At 71.7% G+C, this 14,974-nt stretch carries 14 protein-coding genes; 5 read left to right on the forward strand and 9 right to left on the reverse strand.

Annotation, left to right across the window (positions count from 1 at the left end):
- Positions 1-18: 18 nt before the first annotated feature.
- From Val02_RS17500 to Val02_RS17510, 3 genes are all read left to right on the forward strand, one after another.
- On the forward strand, positions 19-456 hold the full coding sequence (locus tag Val02_RS17500; protein WP_203900156.1) for a MarR family winged helix-turn-helix transcriptional regulator: 438 nt from the start codon (positions 19-21) through the stop codon (positions 454-456).
- Positions 457-578: 122 nt separating this feature from the next.
- The gene (locus Val02_RS17505) at positions 579-2,021 is read left to right on the forward strand and encodes an MATE family efflux transporter (RefSeq protein ID WP_203900157.1); all 1,443 of its coding nucleotides are present in this window, start codon (positions 579-581) and stop codon (positions 2,019-2,021) included.
- Positions 2,022-2,059: 38 nt separating this feature from the next.
- Complete coding sequence (locus Val02_RS17510; RefSeq protein ID WP_203900158.1) at positions 2,060-2,461, forward strand: hypothetical protein; 402 nt, start codon at positions 2,060-2,062, stop codon at positions 2,459-2,461.
- Between the two features lie 13 nt (positions 2,462-2,474).
- On the opposite strand, the gene Val02_RS17515 is transcribed toward Val02_RS17510, so the two are convergent.
- Together Val02_RS17515 and Val02_RS17520 are read right to left on the reverse strand one after the other, a co-directional pair.
- The gene (locus tag Val02_RS17515) at positions 2,475-3,905 is read right to left on the reverse strand and encodes an immunity 49 family protein (protein WP_203900159.1); all 1,431 of its coding nucleotides are present in this window, start codon (positions 3,903-3,905) and stop codon (positions 2,475-2,477) included.
- The gene (locus Val02_RS17520; RefSeq protein WP_203900160.1) at positions 3,902-4,888 is read right to left on the reverse strand and encodes a helix-turn-helix transcriptional regulator; all 987 of its coding nucleotides are present in this window, start codon (positions 4,886-4,888) and stop codon (positions 3,902-3,904) included. The genes Val02_RS17515 and Val02_RS17520 overlap by 4 nt, the downstream gene beginning before the upstream one ends.
- Before the next feature lie 62 nt (positions 4,889-4,950).
- Here Val02_RS17520 and Val02_RS17525 point away from each other — a divergent pair, with 62 nt between their 5' ends.
- A complete protein-coding gene (locus tag Val02_RS17525) occupies positions 4,951-6,054 on the forward strand; it encodes an epoxide hydrolase family protein (RefSeq protein ID WP_373317907.1) in 1,104 nt (367 codons plus the stop codon).
- Positions 6,051-7,121: a winged helix DNA-binding domain-containing protein gene (locus Val02_RS17530; RefSeq protein ID WP_203900161.1), complete on the forward strand. Its 1,071-nt coding sequence runs from the start codon at positions 6,051-6,053 to the stop codon at positions 7,119-7,121. Before Val02_RS17525 ends, Val02_RS17530 begins: the two co-directional genes overlap by 4 nt.
- A gap of 33 nt (positions 7,122-7,154) precedes the next feature.
- On the opposite strand, the gene Val02_RS17535 is transcribed toward Val02_RS17530, so the two are convergent.
- The 7 genes from Val02_RS17535 to Val02_RS17565 all read right to left on the reverse strand — a co-directional run bounded on the left by Val02_RS17535 (position 7,155) and on the right by Val02_RS17565 (position 14,928).
- Positions 7,155-8,150, reverse strand: coding sequence for an aldo/keto reductase (locus Val02_RS17535; RefSeq protein WP_203900162.1), 996 nt, complete (start codon positions 8,148-8,150; stop codon positions 7,155-7,157).
- A 34-nt stretch (positions 8,151-8,184) separates the two neighbouring features.
- The gene (locus tag Val02_RS17540) at positions 8,185-8,547 is read right to left on the reverse strand and encodes a MerR family transcriptional regulator (protein WP_203900163.1); all 363 of its coding nucleotides are present in this window, start codon (positions 8,545-8,547) and stop codon (positions 8,185-8,187) included.
- Between the two features lie 63 nt (positions 8,548-8,610).
- Positions 8,611-11,166 (reverse strand): ABC transporter permease, encoded by a 2,556-nt coding sequence (locus Val02_RS17545; RefSeq protein WP_203900164.1) that lies wholly within the window; start codon positions 11,164-11,166, stop codon positions 8,611-8,613.
- Positions 11,163-11,945 (reverse strand): ABC transporter ATP-binding protein, encoded by a 783-nt coding sequence (locus Val02_RS17550; protein WP_239153108.1) that lies wholly within the window; start codon positions 11,943-11,945, stop codon positions 11,163-11,165. The genes Val02_RS17545 and Val02_RS17550 overlap by 4 nt, the downstream gene beginning before the upstream one ends.
- Positions 11,946-12,047: 102 nt before the next feature.
- Complete coding sequence (locus Val02_RS17555) at positions 12,048-12,722, reverse strand: response regulator (protein WP_203900165.1); 675 nt, start codon at positions 12,720-12,722, stop codon at positions 12,048-12,050.
- Positions 12,719-13,930 (reverse strand): sensor histidine kinase, encoded by a 1,212-nt coding sequence (locus Val02_RS17560; RefSeq protein WP_203900166.1) that lies wholly within the window; start codon positions 13,928-13,930, stop codon positions 12,719-12,721. Before Val02_RS17560 ends, Val02_RS17555 begins: the two co-directional genes overlap by 4 nt.
- Before the next feature lie 80 nt (positions 13,931-14,010).
- On the reverse strand, positions 14,011-14,928 hold the full coding sequence (locus tag Val02_RS17565) for a RecB family exonuclease (protein ID WP_203900167.1): 918 nt from the start codon (positions 14,926-14,928) through the stop codon (positions 14,011-14,013).
- Positions 14,929-14,974 lie beyond the last annotated feature (46 nt).

A 14,974-nucleotide genomic window follows, 5' to 3' on the forward strand; every position in this document is an offset into this window, starting at 1 on the left:
ACTGTTAGCTTCTTAAGTATGGAGGAGCCGCAGTTCACCAGCACCCTCGACCTGCTCCGCTGGATCGGTTGGGCCCAGCGCAAGGCCGGTGAGGAGTGGATCCGCGAGCGCGAGCTCAGCCACGAGCAGAGCTTCGTCCTCGGATACCTGGTGCAGAACCCGGGTGCGATCCAGCGCGACATCGCCGAGATCACCCGCACCAGCGCGGCCAACGTCTCGGGTCTGGTCCAGGGGCTCGAGCGGCGGGGCCTCGTCGAGCGGCGGACCGAGCCCGGCAACGAGCGCAGCAAGCGCGTCTACGCCACCGACTCCGGCGCGGCGCTCATCTCCGGGTTCGACTCCGCCATGGCCGCCATCGAGGACACCCTCCTCGAGCCGCTCGACACCGAGGAACGGGCCGCCCTGCACGCCCTGCTGAAGAAGATCACCGCGGTCCTGCCGCGACCGAGCCGCTAACCCTCGACCGCACCGCGACCACGCCGGCGACACCCGTCGGCGTGCGCTGAACCCTGCCCCGAACGTCCCGCGCGTGCCGAGCACCCTCGGCGCGCGCTGAAGCCTGCCCTAAGGAGCCCGTCATGAGCGCCACGACCCTCGACTCATCCGTGAACGCCGACGCCGTCGGCACCGACCGCTGGTACCTCTCCGCCGCGCCGATGGCCCGCGCGCTGGTGCACCTCTGCGTGCCGATGGCCGCCGCGATGATCGTCGGCGCCGTCTACAACGTCATCAACGCCGGCTTCATCGGTTCGCTGCACGACACCGCCCTGCTCGCCGCGATCACGTTCGGGACGCCGCTTTTGGCCGTCGTCCTGGCGATCGGCGGCGTGTTCGGGGTCGGGGGCGGTGCGCTCATCTCGCGGCTGCTCGGCGCGGCGGAGCACGAACCGGCGAAGGCCAGCGAGATCAGGCACGTGTCGTCGTTCGCGCTGTGGGGGAGTGTGCTCGCCGGGGCCGTGTTCGGCGGCGTGGGGCTGCTCCTGCTGCACCCGCTCGTGGCGCTGCTCGGCGCGGACGCCGCCGCCACGGCCACCCGCGACTACGTGGCCGTCATGCTGGCGTTCGTCCCGGTGCTCGCCGCGGCGATCTGCCTCGAACAGCTCGTGCGGGCCGAGGGCGCCGCGCGTCAGGCGATGACCGGGCTGATTGCCGCCACGGTCGCGAACCTCGTGCTCGACGTGCCGTTCATCCTGGTGCTGCACTGGGGCGTCGCCGGTGCTGCCCTGGCGACCGGCCTCGCCAACCTCGTCGCCGTCGCGTACTTCGCGTTGTGGCTGCAGCGGCACAGCGCGCACGTCAGCCTCGCGCCGCGCTGGTTCACGCTGCGGCCGGCCGTCGTCGGCCCGGTCTTCGGCGTCGGGGTCGGCGAACTGCTCCAGGCCGCGTTCATGATCGTCACGACCCTGGTGCTCAACAACCTCGCGGCGGGCTACGGCAACGACCCGCTCGCGGCGATGGGCGTCGCCGTGCGCCTCGCACAGGTGCCGGAGTTCCTGGTGATGGGCGTGACGATCGGCGTGCTGCCGCTGCTCGCGTACTCCTACGGCAAGGGCGACCGGAGCCGGCTCAGGTCGGCGCTGCGCGCCTCGGCGGTCACGGTCGGCACGATCGCGCTGCTCTTCTCGACGACGGTGTTCCTCTTCCGCGAGCAGGTGTTCGCCGCGTTCTCGGCGGACCGCTCGGTGCTCGCGATCGGCGTCACGATCCTGGTGGCACAGCTCGTCGCGATGGTCGTGAACGGCTTCCGCGGCCTGATCACCTCCCTGTTCCAGGCGACCGGGCGCGCCGTGCCGGCGATCGTGATGTCGACGGCGCAGGGCGTGCTGTTCATCCCGATCGTGCTCCTGGGGAACCTCTGGTTCGGGCTGGCCGGCATCGTCTGGGCGCTGACCGTCAGCGAGGTCATCGTGTTCGTCGTCGGCGTCGGCATGTGGCTCGCCCTGCGCCACGCCATCGACCGCGGCCTGGCGGAGGGCACCCCGCAGCGCGCCGACGAACTCCTCGCACCGGCCGCATCCTGAACGACACCGCAGCGGCGCGCGTCTGCGACGCTCGAACGATGGACCGGGACGACGGACCCGCTCGGCACGGCCTGCGGCGGCTCATCTTCTGGTTCGACACCGTCGACCACGAGTGGGCCGCCCGGGCGCTGACCCGGGCGGTGGCCAGAGCCGGCCGCCTCCTGCTGGCCCGCCCGGAGTTCGGTCCCGAGCACCCGGTGGCGGTGACCGTCGCCGCTGCCGAGGCGTACCTGTCGCACCCGAGCGAGCGGAACCGCCTGCGGTACTTCGCGGCCGCCACCCGTTCCTACCCGTACGGCGCCGGCGAGGGCTGCTACCGCGTCGAGGGTGCCGCGGACTGCGGGCCCGGCTCCGGCTGTCGCACCGGAGCGGGGACCCTCGAGCGGATCGCCGACGTCGTGGGCGCCGATGCGGTCCGCGGGGCCGTCCACCGACGCTGAACCGCGGGAACACTCATCTCGACGCACCCTCGCCGACGCGGTCGCCGTTCAGCAGCGTCAACGGCAGGTACGGCGAGCGCACCGTGACGCTGAGCCAGCCCGACTGCTGGGCCCGGGCGGCCAGCGCGAGCGGTGCGAGTGCGAGGAAGCCCTCCGGGTCCTGCGCGCGTTCCACCGAAAAGGTCCAGTACCGCCGATGGCGCCGCAGGGCCCGCTCCAGCGCGTCGGTGAACCCGGCCTGATCGTCCTCGGAGATCCGGTAGAACAGCTCGACCGTCGGGCGGAGCAGGTCGTCCTCCGGCGGCACGGCCGCCAGCGACCGCTCGGACATGCTGTACCCGCCGTACCAGTACCCGTGCAGCACGCCGATCCACTCGTGGACGGCCGCGTCGTGCCCCGTGCCGGACGAGCGCCGCAGCTCCTGCGGTACGCGCACGAGGTCGTCGACGCGCGTGCGGTCGCGGCAGATCATGCTGAGGTACATCGCCCTGAGCCAGGTGTCCGCGTTCGTGTGCGGCGTGGCTCCGGTCGCCGGGACGCGGAACGTGCCGTCGCGCAGCCGGACGGTGGCCTCCGCGCCGTCCGCGGTCGCCGCCGCGAAGATGCCGTGGTACGCCTGCATCGCCAGCGTCAGGCTGTCCCAGGTGTGGATCCAGGAGCCCGGCTCGTCCGTGACGAGGCGGTAGCCGGTCTCCCGCAGCGCTGTCGGCCCGATGACGTGGAGTCGGCTCGGGTCCCGCGCGATCAACTCGTCGAGCCGCGCGGTCAGCGCGTCGCCCTCGCGCTCCGCCGTGCCGGCGTCGGCCTCGTGCCGGTCGACGAGGCGCCAGGTGCGTCTCCCGGACGCGGGCGGCGGCACCGCGATCTCCTCGCGCCACCGCCGTTCGACGAGGTTCCTGGGCAGGAGGGCGGACTCGACCCCGATCGGAAACTTCCGGTCGAACGCGGCGCACGCCACCGCCAGCGGGCCGAGCGCCACGCCTCCCGTGGCGTCGCCGCCGCCGCGCGTGTGCTGTTCCAGCGCGTGCGTCAACGCCTCCGCGAACGGCCCGGCCCGGCCGCCGAGGAACCCCGCCAGCGCCCTGATCGTCGGGTCCTCGGACTTCTTCTCGGCGACCCGGCCCCGGCGCAGGTAGGACTGCAGCGCGTCGACCTCGGCACTGCCCTTGACCTGCGTGTTCATCAGCGTCTCCAGCACGCTCGACGCGCGGCAGATCATGCCGAGGTAGCACGCGGTGAGCCAGTCGTCCGCGCTCGCGCCGCCCCCGGCCGAGCCGGCTGCCGCGAGGACGGCGTGCGCGGCCCGCAGCGCGGTGACGGCGGCGTCCCAGGTCTCCCGCCGGTCCGCGTCCGGGTCCTCCCGCATGCGCGAACCGAGCTGCCGCAACGAGGCCCGCAGCGGCGTCGGCGGGTCGTGCGGCTCGGTGCGGTCACGCGTGTTCAAAGCTGCCCCCCGGTTTCGCTTCGCGGGTGGACCCTAGCAACCGCGGCGCGCCGGTAGCGCTCGGCGAGCTTGCCGAGAACGGCCACCAGTTCCGGTGCGTCGGCGACGCTGAAGTCGGCGTCGAGCATGCCGAGGTACAGCGCGAGCATCTCGGGATGGTCCGAGCCCGGCGAGAACGCGCACCGGTCGGGGCCGAGTTCCTCGATGTCCACCGCGATCGGGAGGCGGCTGCGCACGTGATCCGCCGACGCCTCGACGACGACGCGGGCCCGGTACCGCCACGTCGCCTCCTGCACGCCACGCGAGATCCGGTCCATGAGCTCCCGGTCCGGGGGCAGCGGTCGTGGCGTGAAGCGCGGCCCGGTCGGCGTGCGCGGGTCCATCCGGTCCACCCGGAACGTCCGCCAGTCGTCCCGGTCCAGGTCCCAGGCCACCAGGTACCACCGCGTCCGGTGGTGGACCAGGCGGTAGGGCTCCACCGACCGGCGCCCCGCGGAGCCGGCGTGCGTCCGGTAGTCGAACGCCAGCCGATGCCGGTCCCGGCACGCACCGGCGACGGCGGTCAGCACCTCGGGGTCGACCGCGGGTCCCGACGAGGGCATCGCCACCGTCGCGGCCTGGAACGCGCTGATCCGGTGGCGCAGCCGCGACGGCAGGATCTGTTGCAGCTTGGCGAGCGCGCGCACCGACGTCTCCCCGATCCCGGTGACGCTCGCGGCCGTGCGCAGGCCCACCGCCACCGCGACCACCTCGTCGTCGTCCAGCAGCAGCGGGGGCAGCGCGCCACCCGAACCGAGCCGGTAGCCGCCGGCCACCCCCGGTCGGGCGTGCACCGGATATCCCAGCGCCCGCAACCGCTCCACGTCGTTGCGAACCGTGCGGGTGGTGACGCCGAGCCGCTCGGCCAGCTCGGCGCTGGTCCAGTCGGGGCGGCCCTGGAGCAACGACAGGAGGCGCAGCAGCCGCGCCGAGGTGTCCCACATTCTTCGATCCTGACGACAATCTAGGAACGGAGCGTTCCGCTATTGATCCTATCGTCGTCGGCATGAGCATCGAGCCCTTCCGCATCGCGATCCCCGACGCCGATCTCGACGACCTGCACCGCCGCCTGGCCGATGCCCGGTGGCCCGCCCAACTCCCCGGCACGGGCTGGGCCCGCGGCGTTCCCCTCGAGCACCTGCGCGGACTCGCCGAGCACTGGCGCAGCGGGTTCGACTGGCGTGCCCAGGAGGCGCGACTCAACGCGTTCCCGCAGTTCACGACGGAGATCGACGGACAGCGCATCCACTTCCTGCACGTCCGGTCGACCCGCACGGACGCCACCCCGCTGCTGATCACGCACGGCTACCCGAGCAGCGTCGCCGAGTTCCTCGGGCTGATCGGGCCGCTCGCCGAGGACTTCCACCTGGTGATCCCGTCGCTACCGGGGTACGCGTTCTCCACCCCGCTCTCCGGCACCGGCTGGACCATGGCCCGCACCGCCCGGGCCTGGGCCGAGCTGATGCGCCGCCTCGGATACCCGCGCTACGGGGTGCACGGCGGCGACGTGGGCGCCGGCATCTCCGCCTCGCTGGCCGGCATCGACGGCGAACACGTGACCGGCCTGCACGTCGTGACGGACCCGTGGACGGCGGCGGCGACCGCGACGTTCATCCCGGGCATGGCCGAGCGGCTCGACCCGAACGACCCCGTCGACAAGCTCATCGGGGACCGGATGGACGCCTTCCGCACGGACGGCTCCGGCTATCTTTCGATCATGAACAGCCGCCCGCAGACCATCGGGTACGGCCTGGTCGACTCGCCGCTGCTGCAGCTCGCCTGGATCGCGGAGAAGTTCGAGGAGTGGACGGACCTGCCGATCGACCGGGACCAGCTGCTCACCACGGTCAGCCTGTACTGGTTCACCGGTTCCGGGGCCGGTGCCGCGCACACGCTCTACGAGCAGGCGCACTCGTCGGAGTGGGGCACGCCGCCCGCCGTGCCGCAGGGGTTCTCGGTCTTCGGTGCCGACGAGACGGTGCGCAGGCTGATCCCGGCGCCGGCCGAGGCGAACTGGGTCGAGCACGAGCGCGGCCGGCACTTCCCGGCGATGGAGGCCCCGGCCGAACTGGCCGCCGACCTGCGCGCGTTCTTCGGTCCCCGGGCATGACGGACGTTCTGAGCCGGCGCGAACTCAACCGGGCCACGCTGGCCCGCCAGCACCTGCTGGAGCGCGCGCCGGCCGGGGCGCTCGACCTGATCGAGCACCTGGCCGGCATGCAGGCGCAGGCCCCGCTCGCCCCGTACGTCGGCCTCTGGACCCGGCTGCGCGACTTCGCCCCGGAGACGCTGTCCACCCTGATCGAGCAGCGGAAGGTGGTGCGGATCCACCTGATGCGCGCCACCGTGCACCTGGTCGGCGCGCGCGACGCCCTGGATTGGCGGCCGCTGTTCGATCCGCCGCTGGACAAGGTGTTCCGCGGCGAGTTCGACGAAGCGGCCGTGGCCCGCCGGGCGGCGACCCTGCTGGCGGAACGACCCCGCACCCGCGCCGAACTCGGTCGGCTGCTCGCGTCGGAGTGGCCGGGGGTCGATCCGACCTCGCTGGCCTACGCGGCCACGAACTCCCTCGCCCTGTGCCAGGTGCCGCCGCGCGGCGTGTGGGGCAGCACCGGTCCGGCCGCGTGGGCACCGGTGGAGGCGTGGCTCGGCGCGCCGCTGCGAACGGTGCCGGTGGACGGCCTGGTGCTGCGCTACCTGGGCGCGTTCGGCCCGGCGAGTGTGCCCGACATCCAGGCCTGGTCCGGCCTCACCCGGCTGCGCGAGGTCGTCGAACGTCTTCCGCTGCGGGCCTTCCGCGCGGAGTCCGGTCAGCCGCTCTACGACCTGCCGGACGCGCCGCGCCCCGGTGCGGAGGTGCCGGCCCCGGTGCGCTTCCTGCCGGAGTACGACAACCTGCTGCTCGCGCACCGGGACCGCGCTCGGGTCATCCCGCACAGACGCCCGGTCCCGCTGCCGCCCGGCAACGGCGCGACCACCGGCACCGTTCTCCTCGACGGGCTCTGGCAGGGGACCTGGCGGTTCCGGCACGGGGTCCTTCGGATCAGCCCGTTCGTCGCCGTCCCGGAGGCCGAGCGTGCGGCGCTGCGGACCGAGGGCGGGCGGCTCGCCGCGTTCCTGTCACCCGGAACGACCGGCGACGTCGTGCTCGAAGAGCCGCGTCAGGCGGCGGGCTGAGCCGTGCGGCCCTCGGGCGCCCCGGTCCGTGAATCAGGCGCCCGCGGCGTCCAACGCCCTCAGCACGTCGTCGTCCAGCCGTAGGTCCGACGCGCTCATCAACTCGTCGAACTGCGCCGGCGTGCGCGGCCCGATCAGCGCCACCCGCCGGGGCGAACGCTGGTGCAGCACCCACGCCAGCACCAGCACGCTCCCGCTCACCCCCAGCTCCGCGGCGATCTTGGCGACCGCGGCGAGCCGGGCGTCGGTGTCGGCCCCGCGGTAGGAGCGCATCTGCGCCAGGTCCCGCTGCTTGTGCACGTCGTCGTAGACGCCCTTGAGGATCGGCGAGTACGCGACCAGCGTCAGGTCCTCGTGCGCCCGGAGGTAGGCGAGCTGCTGACTGTCCACAATGGACAGGTTCGCGTCGCCCGGACGGCGGCGCAGGTAGGTGTGCTCCTGCTGGAGCGCCACGGGTGCCGGCCAGCCGTACCGGTCGCACAGCTGCCGGATCCGCTCCAGCCGCCAGGTCGGCACGTTCGACCAGCCCAGATAGCGCGTCTTGCCGGCGGCGACGAGGCCGGCCAGCGCCTCCAGGGTCTCCTCGAGCGGCGTGCGGCGGTCGTCGACGTGCACGTAGTACAGGTCGACGTGGTCGACGCCCAGGCGTCGCAGGCTCCCGTCCAGGGCGCGGCGCAGCGTGTCGGCTCCCGCGCCGGCGTACTTCTCCTCGTCGGTGAGCGTCTCGGCGCGGGCGGCGTCGGGATCCGCGACCCAGGCGCTGCCCTTCGTCGCCAGGAACACCTCGTCGCGGCGGCCGGTCCGGGCGAACCAGCGGCCCAGCAACGACTCGCTCTCGCCACCGGTGAACCCGGGGCCGGGCCACCAGGCGTAGCAGTCGGCGGTGTCGAGGAACGTGCCGCCGGCCGCCAGGTACCGGTCGAGCATGGCGAACGAGTCGGCCTCGTCGGTCGACGTGCCCATCAGCATGCAGCCGAGGGCGAGCCGGCTGACCGCGACATCGGTGTGGCCCAACGGAATCGTGTGCATGCGGCCGAAGCTAGGACCTGGAGCGCGGTCCAGGTCAACCCGGCAACTGGCGGTGATACCAGTCGATCTTCTCCCGGATGCGGGCCTGTTCCTCGCGCAGCGCCGCGATGCGGGCCTCGATGTCGCGGTCGTGCTCCTCCAGCAGCGCGGCGCGCTCGGCGAACGTCTCGTCACCGACGCGTGCGAGATCGGCGTAGCGCTGCATGCGTGCGATGGGCATGCCGGTGTCGCGCAGGCACCGCAACACCTCCAGCCAGGCGAGGTCGTCGTCGCTGAACACCCGCTGCCCGACGGCGTTGCGTTCGATCCCGTCCAGCAGGCCGATCCGTTCGTAGTAGCGCAGCGTGTCCAGGCTGAACCCGGTTCTCGCGACGGCTTCCCCCGGTGTGTAGAACATGTCCCAGTTCTACCAAGGAAAAGGGGGCCCGGCGCGAAGCCGGACCCCCGCGAAAACGGTGACTCACTCGTAGGCGATGGCGTTCAGAACGTTGAGCCGGGCGGCCCGCACCGCCGGGATCACCGCGGCGCCGACCCCGATCACCAGCGCGGCGAGCAGGTAGGCCCCCATCAGCCCCCACGGCATCGCGAGGGTGCTGAAGCCCTGGTCCTTCAGCGCCTTCACCACCGAGATGCCGAGCCCGGCACCGACCCCGAGGCCGAGCAGCGTGCCGAACAGCGAGATCACCACCGACTCCACGGTGATCATGCGCATCGTCTGGCTGCGCCGCAGGCCGATCGCCCGCAGCATGCCCAGCTCGCGGGTGCGTTCCAGGACGGAGAGCACCAGCGTGTTGATGACACCGAGGACCGAGATCGCGATGGCCACCATCAGCAGCACCTGCACGGCGCCGATCAGGAACGTGAAGAAGAACAGCTGGCTGTCGACGAACTCGTCGCGGGTCTGCACCGTCACCTCGGGGCTGTTGCGCAGGTCCGCGTCCACGGCCTTCTTCACGGCCGCCGCGGAGGCACCGGAGTCGATCGTCAGGTAGGCCGAGATCGGTGCCGCCGAGCGGAACAGCGCCTGCGCGTCCGGCATCGAGATGGTCCAGCCGTTGGCGACGTCGCTCTCCTTCGTGATGCCGACGACCTGCATCTGCTTCGCGCCCTTGGGCAGCTGCAGATTGACCGTGTCGCCGACCTTCAGGTTCGCGTCCTTGGCGGTGTTCTTGTCGAGCACCACCTGTCCGGGTGCGATCTCGCCGATGTTGCCGCTCTCCTGCTCCAGGTGCAGGACAGCGCGGGCGGCGGCCCAGTCGTCGTAGGCGAGGACGAAGGCGTCCTTGTCGCCGGCCTTGGCGAAGAACTCGTAGGTCACCGCCACCGTCCGGTCGACGCCGTCGATGTTCCGGATCCGGCTCAGGTCGGCCGGGTCGATCGTCGGCGGGATCTCCGAGGTCTGCTCGCCGGAGATCACCAGGTCGGCCGCGAGCTGCTTGTCGATCGCCTTGGTGGCGCTGGCCTCCACGGAACTGACGATCGTGCTGATGCCCGTCACCAACGCGATACCGATCATGACGGCCGCCGCGGTGATGGCCGTGCGGCGCGGGTTCCGCGACGAGTTGCGCCGACCCAGCTTGCCCGGCACCGACCAGGAGAAGAGCCTCCCGATGACGGAGACCACCGGCCGGCACAGGAACGGCGTGAGCAGCGCCGAGCCGACCAGCAGCACCAGCACACCCGCCAGCACCAGCAGCAACGTGGTGGTGCCGGAGCCCGTGCCGTTCAATCCGAGGAAGAGGAACGTGCCGCCGATGAGGGTGACCACCGCTCCGGAGATCGTGATCCAGGTCAGCGGACGGTCGGCCGTGGCCGCGTCGCGCATGGCCGCGATCGGCGGGATGAACGCCGCCTTCAACGCCGGCATCAGCGCGGCGATCAGCGTGACCGGGATCCCGATCGCGAACGCCAGGATGATCGCCGCCGGCGGCACCGCCAGCCCCGCGACCTCGAGCCCGTCCACGGTCTGCGCCAGCCCCCAGGCGCCCAGCGCCCCGAGCCCCACGCCGGCGAGCAGCCCCAGCGTCGAGCCGATCAGCCCGACGATGAACGCCTCCGTCAGCACCGAGCCGACCATCTGCCCACGGCCGGCGCCCATGGCCCGCATGAGGGCCAGTTCGCGGGTCCGCTGCGCCACGACGATCGAGAACGTGTTCAGGATCAGGAAGATGCCGACCATGAGCGCGATGACGCCGAAGCCGAGCAGCACGTAGTTGAAGAACTTGAAGATCTGCTTCAACGGCGCGGCGTTCTTCTTGGCCAGCTCCGCACCGGTCTCCACCAGGTACTGGTCGCCCAGCGCGGCCCTGAGGTCCTTCTGCAGGGTGGCCAGCGGCACCCCGGACGCGGCCCGCACGTCGATCAGCGAGTAGGTGCCGGGCGCCCCGAGCAGGAACTCCTGCGCGGCCTTCTCGGTGAAGAAGACGATGTGCTCGCCACCGATCGAGTCGCGGCCGCCCGAGTTGCCGACGATGCCGACGACCTTGAACTCGTGGATCAGGTTGTCGGCCGGCGTCTTCACCTTCACGGTCTCGCCGATCTTGTAGCCGCTGTCCTTGGCGACCTGACCGTTGAGCATCACCTCGTTGTCCGACGTGGGCGCCTGCCCGTCCCGGATCTTCGCGACCTCGTCGTCGCCGGTCCAGTTGGCCCCGAGGCGGGTGCCGGTGGTGTTCGGCACGAGCTTGTTGTTGCGGCCGATGACGCGGGCCCCGTTGACGGCGATCTGGCCGGTGGCCTTCTCGACGCCCGGCACCGCCTTCACCTTGGCGATGTCCTCGGATCTGATACTCGTCGGCAGGGCGAACCCGGCGTCGCCCTCGATCGGCGGCTTCGTGGTGACCTGGATGTCGGTGTTCTCGTAGACCGTCTCGAACAGCTTGTCGAACGAGCGCCCGAGCGTGTCGGTGAGCACGAACGACCCGGAGATGAACGTGACCGCGAGGACGACCGCCAGGCCGGAGAGCAGCAGCCGCAGCTTTCGCGCCAGCAGGCTCTTCAGCGTCGCCTTGATCATTGCTGGGCCTCCGCCTTCGTCAGCGACGGCGCGTTGACCTCGATGTTCTTGAGCTTGTCGAGCACGGTGTCGGCGGTCGGCTCGAACAGCTCGCTGACCACGGCCCCGTCGGCCAGGAAGATCACGCGGTCGGCGTAGCTCGCCGCGACCGGGTCGTGCGTCACCATCACGATCGTCTGCCCGAACTCCCGCACGCTGTTGCGCAGGAAGCCCAGCACCTCGGCGCCCGACTTGGAGTCGAGGTTGCCGGTGGGCTCGTCGGCGAAGATGACCTCCGGGCGGGCGACCAGCGCGCGGGCGCAGGCCACGCGCTGCTGCTGACCGCCGGAGAGCTGCGTCGGGCGGTGCTTCAACCGGTCCCGCAGCCCGACGGTGTCGATCACCGTGTCGAACCAGGCCTTGTCCGGCTTGCGGCCGGCGATCGACAGCGGAAGCGTGATGTTCTCCTCCGCGGTCAGCGTCGGCAGCAGGTTGAACTGCTGGAAGATGAACCCGACCTTGGTGCGCCGCAGCTCGGTGAGCTTCTTGTCGTTCATGCCGGTCAACCGCGTGTCCCCGATGAACACCTCACCGCGGGTGACCGAGTCCAGCCCGGCCAGGCAGTGCATCAGCGTCGACTTGCCGGACCCCGAGGGACCCATGATCGCCGTGAACTTGCCCTTGCCCAGTTCGACACTGACCGACCGCAGGGCGATGACCTGCGCCTCGCCGCTGCCGTACACCTTCCAGACGTCCACCGTGCGGGCGGCGGTCCCCGTCGCCTCGATAGTCCCGGTCACTGTCTGTCCTCCCGTTGTCCTTGAGTCCCGTTCACGCTAAGCGGCCGGAAGGCTCCATCCGTCGTACTCGGCGCCGATTCCCGGCTCCGCCGCCGGGTGGAGTCACTGCCCGGGGCGTACGAGACCGGTCTCATACGCGAGGACCACGGCCTGCACGCGATCCCGCAGTCCCAACTTGGTCAACACGTGCCCCACGTGTGTCTTCACGGTGGTCTCGCTGACCGACAGTTCCTTGGCGATCTCCGCGTTGGACAGGCCCCGGGCCAGTTGGCTCAGCACCTCCCGCTCGCGTTCGGTCAGCGCGTCCAGGCCCTTCGGGGCGTCCGCGGTCGGGTCCGGCAGCACCGACGCGAACTTTCCGAGCAGCCGCTTCAGGATCCGGGGCGCGACCACCGCGTCGCCCGCTGCGACCGTCCGGATCGAGGCCACCAGATCATCCGCGGGAACGTCTTTGGCGAGGAAACCGCTGGCCCCCGCCCTGAGCGCCCCCACCACGTACTCATCCAGGTCGAACGTCGTCAGGATCAGCACCCGCACCGGCAGCTTCGCCTCGACGATGGCCCGGGTCGCCCCGACGCCGTCCAGCCGGGGCATGCGGATGTCCATCAGCACCACGTCCGGCAGCAGCCGCCGGGCCAGGTCGACGGCCTCGGCACCGTTGCCGGCCTCGCCGACGATGTCCAGATCGGGTTCGGCCCCGAGCACCATCTTGAACCCGGTGCGCAGCAGCGGCTGATCATCCGCGAGGAGGATCCGGATCGGCTTGGCGTCAGTCATGAGTGGGACGCTCCTACGTTGTCCATCGGAATGCACACCGACACCCGGTAACCGCCACCCGGCCGGGGACCGGTGCGCAACGTGCCGCCGTAGAGGCTGATCCGTTCGCGCATGCCGAGCAGGCCGTGCCCGATGTGGTCGTCGCCGGACGGATGCGGGCCCCGGCCGTTGTCGCTGATCTCGATCGTGAGCTCCTTGGGCGTGAAGTTCAGCCGCACCTCGGCCGTGGCGGCCGGGCCGGCGTGCTTGAGCGCGTTGGTCAGCGCCTCCTGGACGATCCGGTAGACGGTCAGCGCCACGCCCGGATCCAGCGGCCCGGGCTCGCCGGCGACGGTCAGGCCGACCGGCAGGCCCGCCTCGCGGATCTGCTCGCACAGCGCCGACAGGCCCGGCAGCCCGGGCTGCGGCTCCAGCTCCCCGGCCGGCTCCGCCTCGGTGCGCAGCACGGTCAGCAGCCTGCGCATCTCGCGCAGCGCCACCCGCCCGGTCTCCTCGATCGTGGTCAGCGCCTCGTCGGCGGCGGCGGGATCGCGTCGCATCGTCCGCCGCGTACCGGTGGCCAGCACGCTCATCACGCTCACATGGTGCGCCACGACGTCGTGCAGCTCGCGGGCGATGCGGCGGCGTTCCTCGGCGACGGCCTGCTCGGCGAGGGTGCGCTGGTTGGCCTCGGCGGTGGTGGCCCGGTCCTCCAGCGCGGCGACGTAGGCGCGTCTGATGTGGACGGTGCGCCCCACGAAGAACACGATCAACGCCACCATCAGGTTGCCGATCGCCGAGTACGCGACGGGCATGTTGACGTTGGGCAGTTCCGGCCCGCCGGTCACCACCATGACGAGCGTCGCGGGCACCCAGATCGCCAGCGTCGCGGTCACCGCCGCGGACAGCTGCCGGCGCGAGGCGACGGTGTACGTCACGAGCATCACGCCCACGGCGGAGCCCGGCAGCGTCGCCGGGTCGAACGAGGCGACGAGCGTGTGCAGCGCGACCACGTTGACGACGAACCACGGGTACAGCCGCCGCCACGGCAGCACCGCGTAGACGATCGCGAGCCATCCGATCGCGATCAGCAGGCCGCGGCCTCCCGTGACCGCCGACACCGGATTGATCACCAGCAGGACCAGCTCGACGGCGGCGATCCCGGCGGCGAGCAGCAGATCGTGGCGCAGCACGGCACCACGTACCTCGCGGGGCTCGGCCGGTGTCATGAAAACGACGCTATCTGCCGCCACGGCCTGTCGATCGTCGGCGACGGTGATTCCGTCTCATCCCCGAGGACGAGGTGAGCTCATCCCGCCGCTACAGGCTCGTCCCCACCTGTCAATACCTTTTCGCCGACGCCTTGCGGCAGCGAATCGTGGGGCACTGCCGGGAACGGTGGCGGCGTGCCGCCGAACTCGGGGCACAGCGCCTGGTGGCTGCACCAACCGCACAGCTTGCTCGGCCGGGGCCGGAAGTCCTTCGCCCGGGTGGCCCGCTCGATCGCGTCCCAGAGCGCCACCAGCGTCCGCTCGAACCGCTCCAGCTCCTCGCTGTCCGGCGTGTAGTCGCAGGCCTCCTCGTCCTTGAGGTACAGCAGCCGCAGCACCCGGGGCACCACCCCGCGGGTACGCCACAGCACCAGCGCGTAGAACTTCAGCTGGAACAGCGCCCGCGCCTCGAACGCCTCCCGCGGCGCCCCGCCGCTCTTGTAGTCCACGACCCGGATCGCGCCGTCGGGCGCCACGTCGAGCCGGTCGACGATCCCGCGCAGCAGCAGCCCGTCGCCGAGCGTCGTCTCGACCAGGATCTCCCGCTCGGCGGGCTCCAGCCGCCGCGGGTCCTCCACGGCGAAGTAGCCGCCGAGCAGCTCGGTGGCCCCCGCGATGAACTCCTCCTCGGACAGCTCGCCCGCGGCGTCACCACCGGCGAACAGCTCGCCCACCTCGACCCGCTCCTCCCGCAGCGCCGCCCAGCTCGGCGCCACCAGCGCGGCCGCGGACTCCGGGGTGCGCTCGGCCGCCGGCAGGTCGAACAGCCGCTCCAGCACCGCGTGCACCAGCGTGCCGCGCACCGCGTCGGCATTGGGCCGCTCCGGCAGCCGGTCGATCGAGCGGAACCGGTACAGCAGTGGGCAGGACTTGAAGTCCGCGGCCCGCGACGGGGACAGCGAGGGCCCGCGGTGCTGCTCTTCCCTTGCCGCGGCGGGTGATGCGTCAACCGTCATGCCACGAGGCTAGGCGAGGGGTACGACGAAACCGTCGGGCGCACCA

The organism is Virgisporangium aliadipatigenens, assembly GCF_016863615.1.
Taxonomy (GTDB): Bacteria; Actinomycetota; Actinomycetes; order Mycobacteriales; family Micromonosporaceae; genus Virgisporangium; species Virgisporangium aliadipatigenens.

Bases quoted from the DNA above. Each gene is read 5' to 3' on its own strand.
- Val02_RS17500 (WP_203900156.1), top strand. From the start codon at position 19: ATGGAGGAGCCGCAGTTCACCAGCACCCTCGACCTGCTCCGCTGGATC.
- Val02_RS17505 (WP_203900157.1), top strand. From the start codon at position 579: ATGAGCGCCACGACCCTCGACTCATCCGTGAACGCCGACGCCGTCGGC.
- Val02_RS17510 (WP_203900158.1), top strand. From the start codon at position 2,060: ATGGACCGGGACGACGGACCCGCTCGGCACGGCCTGCGGCGGCTCATC.
- Val02_RS17520 (WP_203900160.1), bottom strand. From the start codon at position 4,888: ATGTGGGACACCTCGGCGCGGCTGCTGCGCCTCCTGTCGTTGCTCCAG.
- Val02_RS17525 (WP_373317907.1), top strand. From the start codon at position 4,951: ATGAGCATCGAGCCCTTCCGCATCGCGATCCCCGACGCCGATCTCGAC.
- Val02_RS17530 (WP_203900161.1), top strand. From the start codon at position 6,051: ATGACGGACGTTCTGAGCCGGCGCGAACTCAACCGGGCCACGCTGGCC.
- Val02_RS17535 (WP_203900162.1), bottom strand. From the start codon at position 8,150: ATGCACACGATTCCGTTGGGCCACACCGATGTCGCGGTCAGCCGGCTC.
- Val02_RS17540 (WP_203900163.1), bottom strand. From the start codon at position 8,547: ATGTTCTACACACCGGGGGAAGCCGTCGCGAGAACCGGGTTCAGCCTG.
- Val02_RS17545 (WP_203900164.1), bottom strand. From the start codon at position 11,166: ATGATCAAGGCGACGCTGAAGAGCCTGCTGGCGCGAAAGCTGCGGCTG.
- Val02_RS17555 (WP_203900165.1), bottom strand. From the start codon at position 12,722: ATGACTGACGCCAAGCCGATCCGGATCCTCCTCGCGGATGATCAGCCG.
- Val02_RS17560 (WP_203900166.1), bottom strand. From the start codon at position 13,930: ATGACACCGGCCGAGCCCCGCGAGGTACGTGGTGCCGTGCTGCGCCAC.
- Val02_RS17565 (WP_203900167.1), bottom strand. From the start codon at position 14,928: ATGACGGTTGACGCATCACCCGCCGCGGCAAGGGAAGAGCAGCACCGC.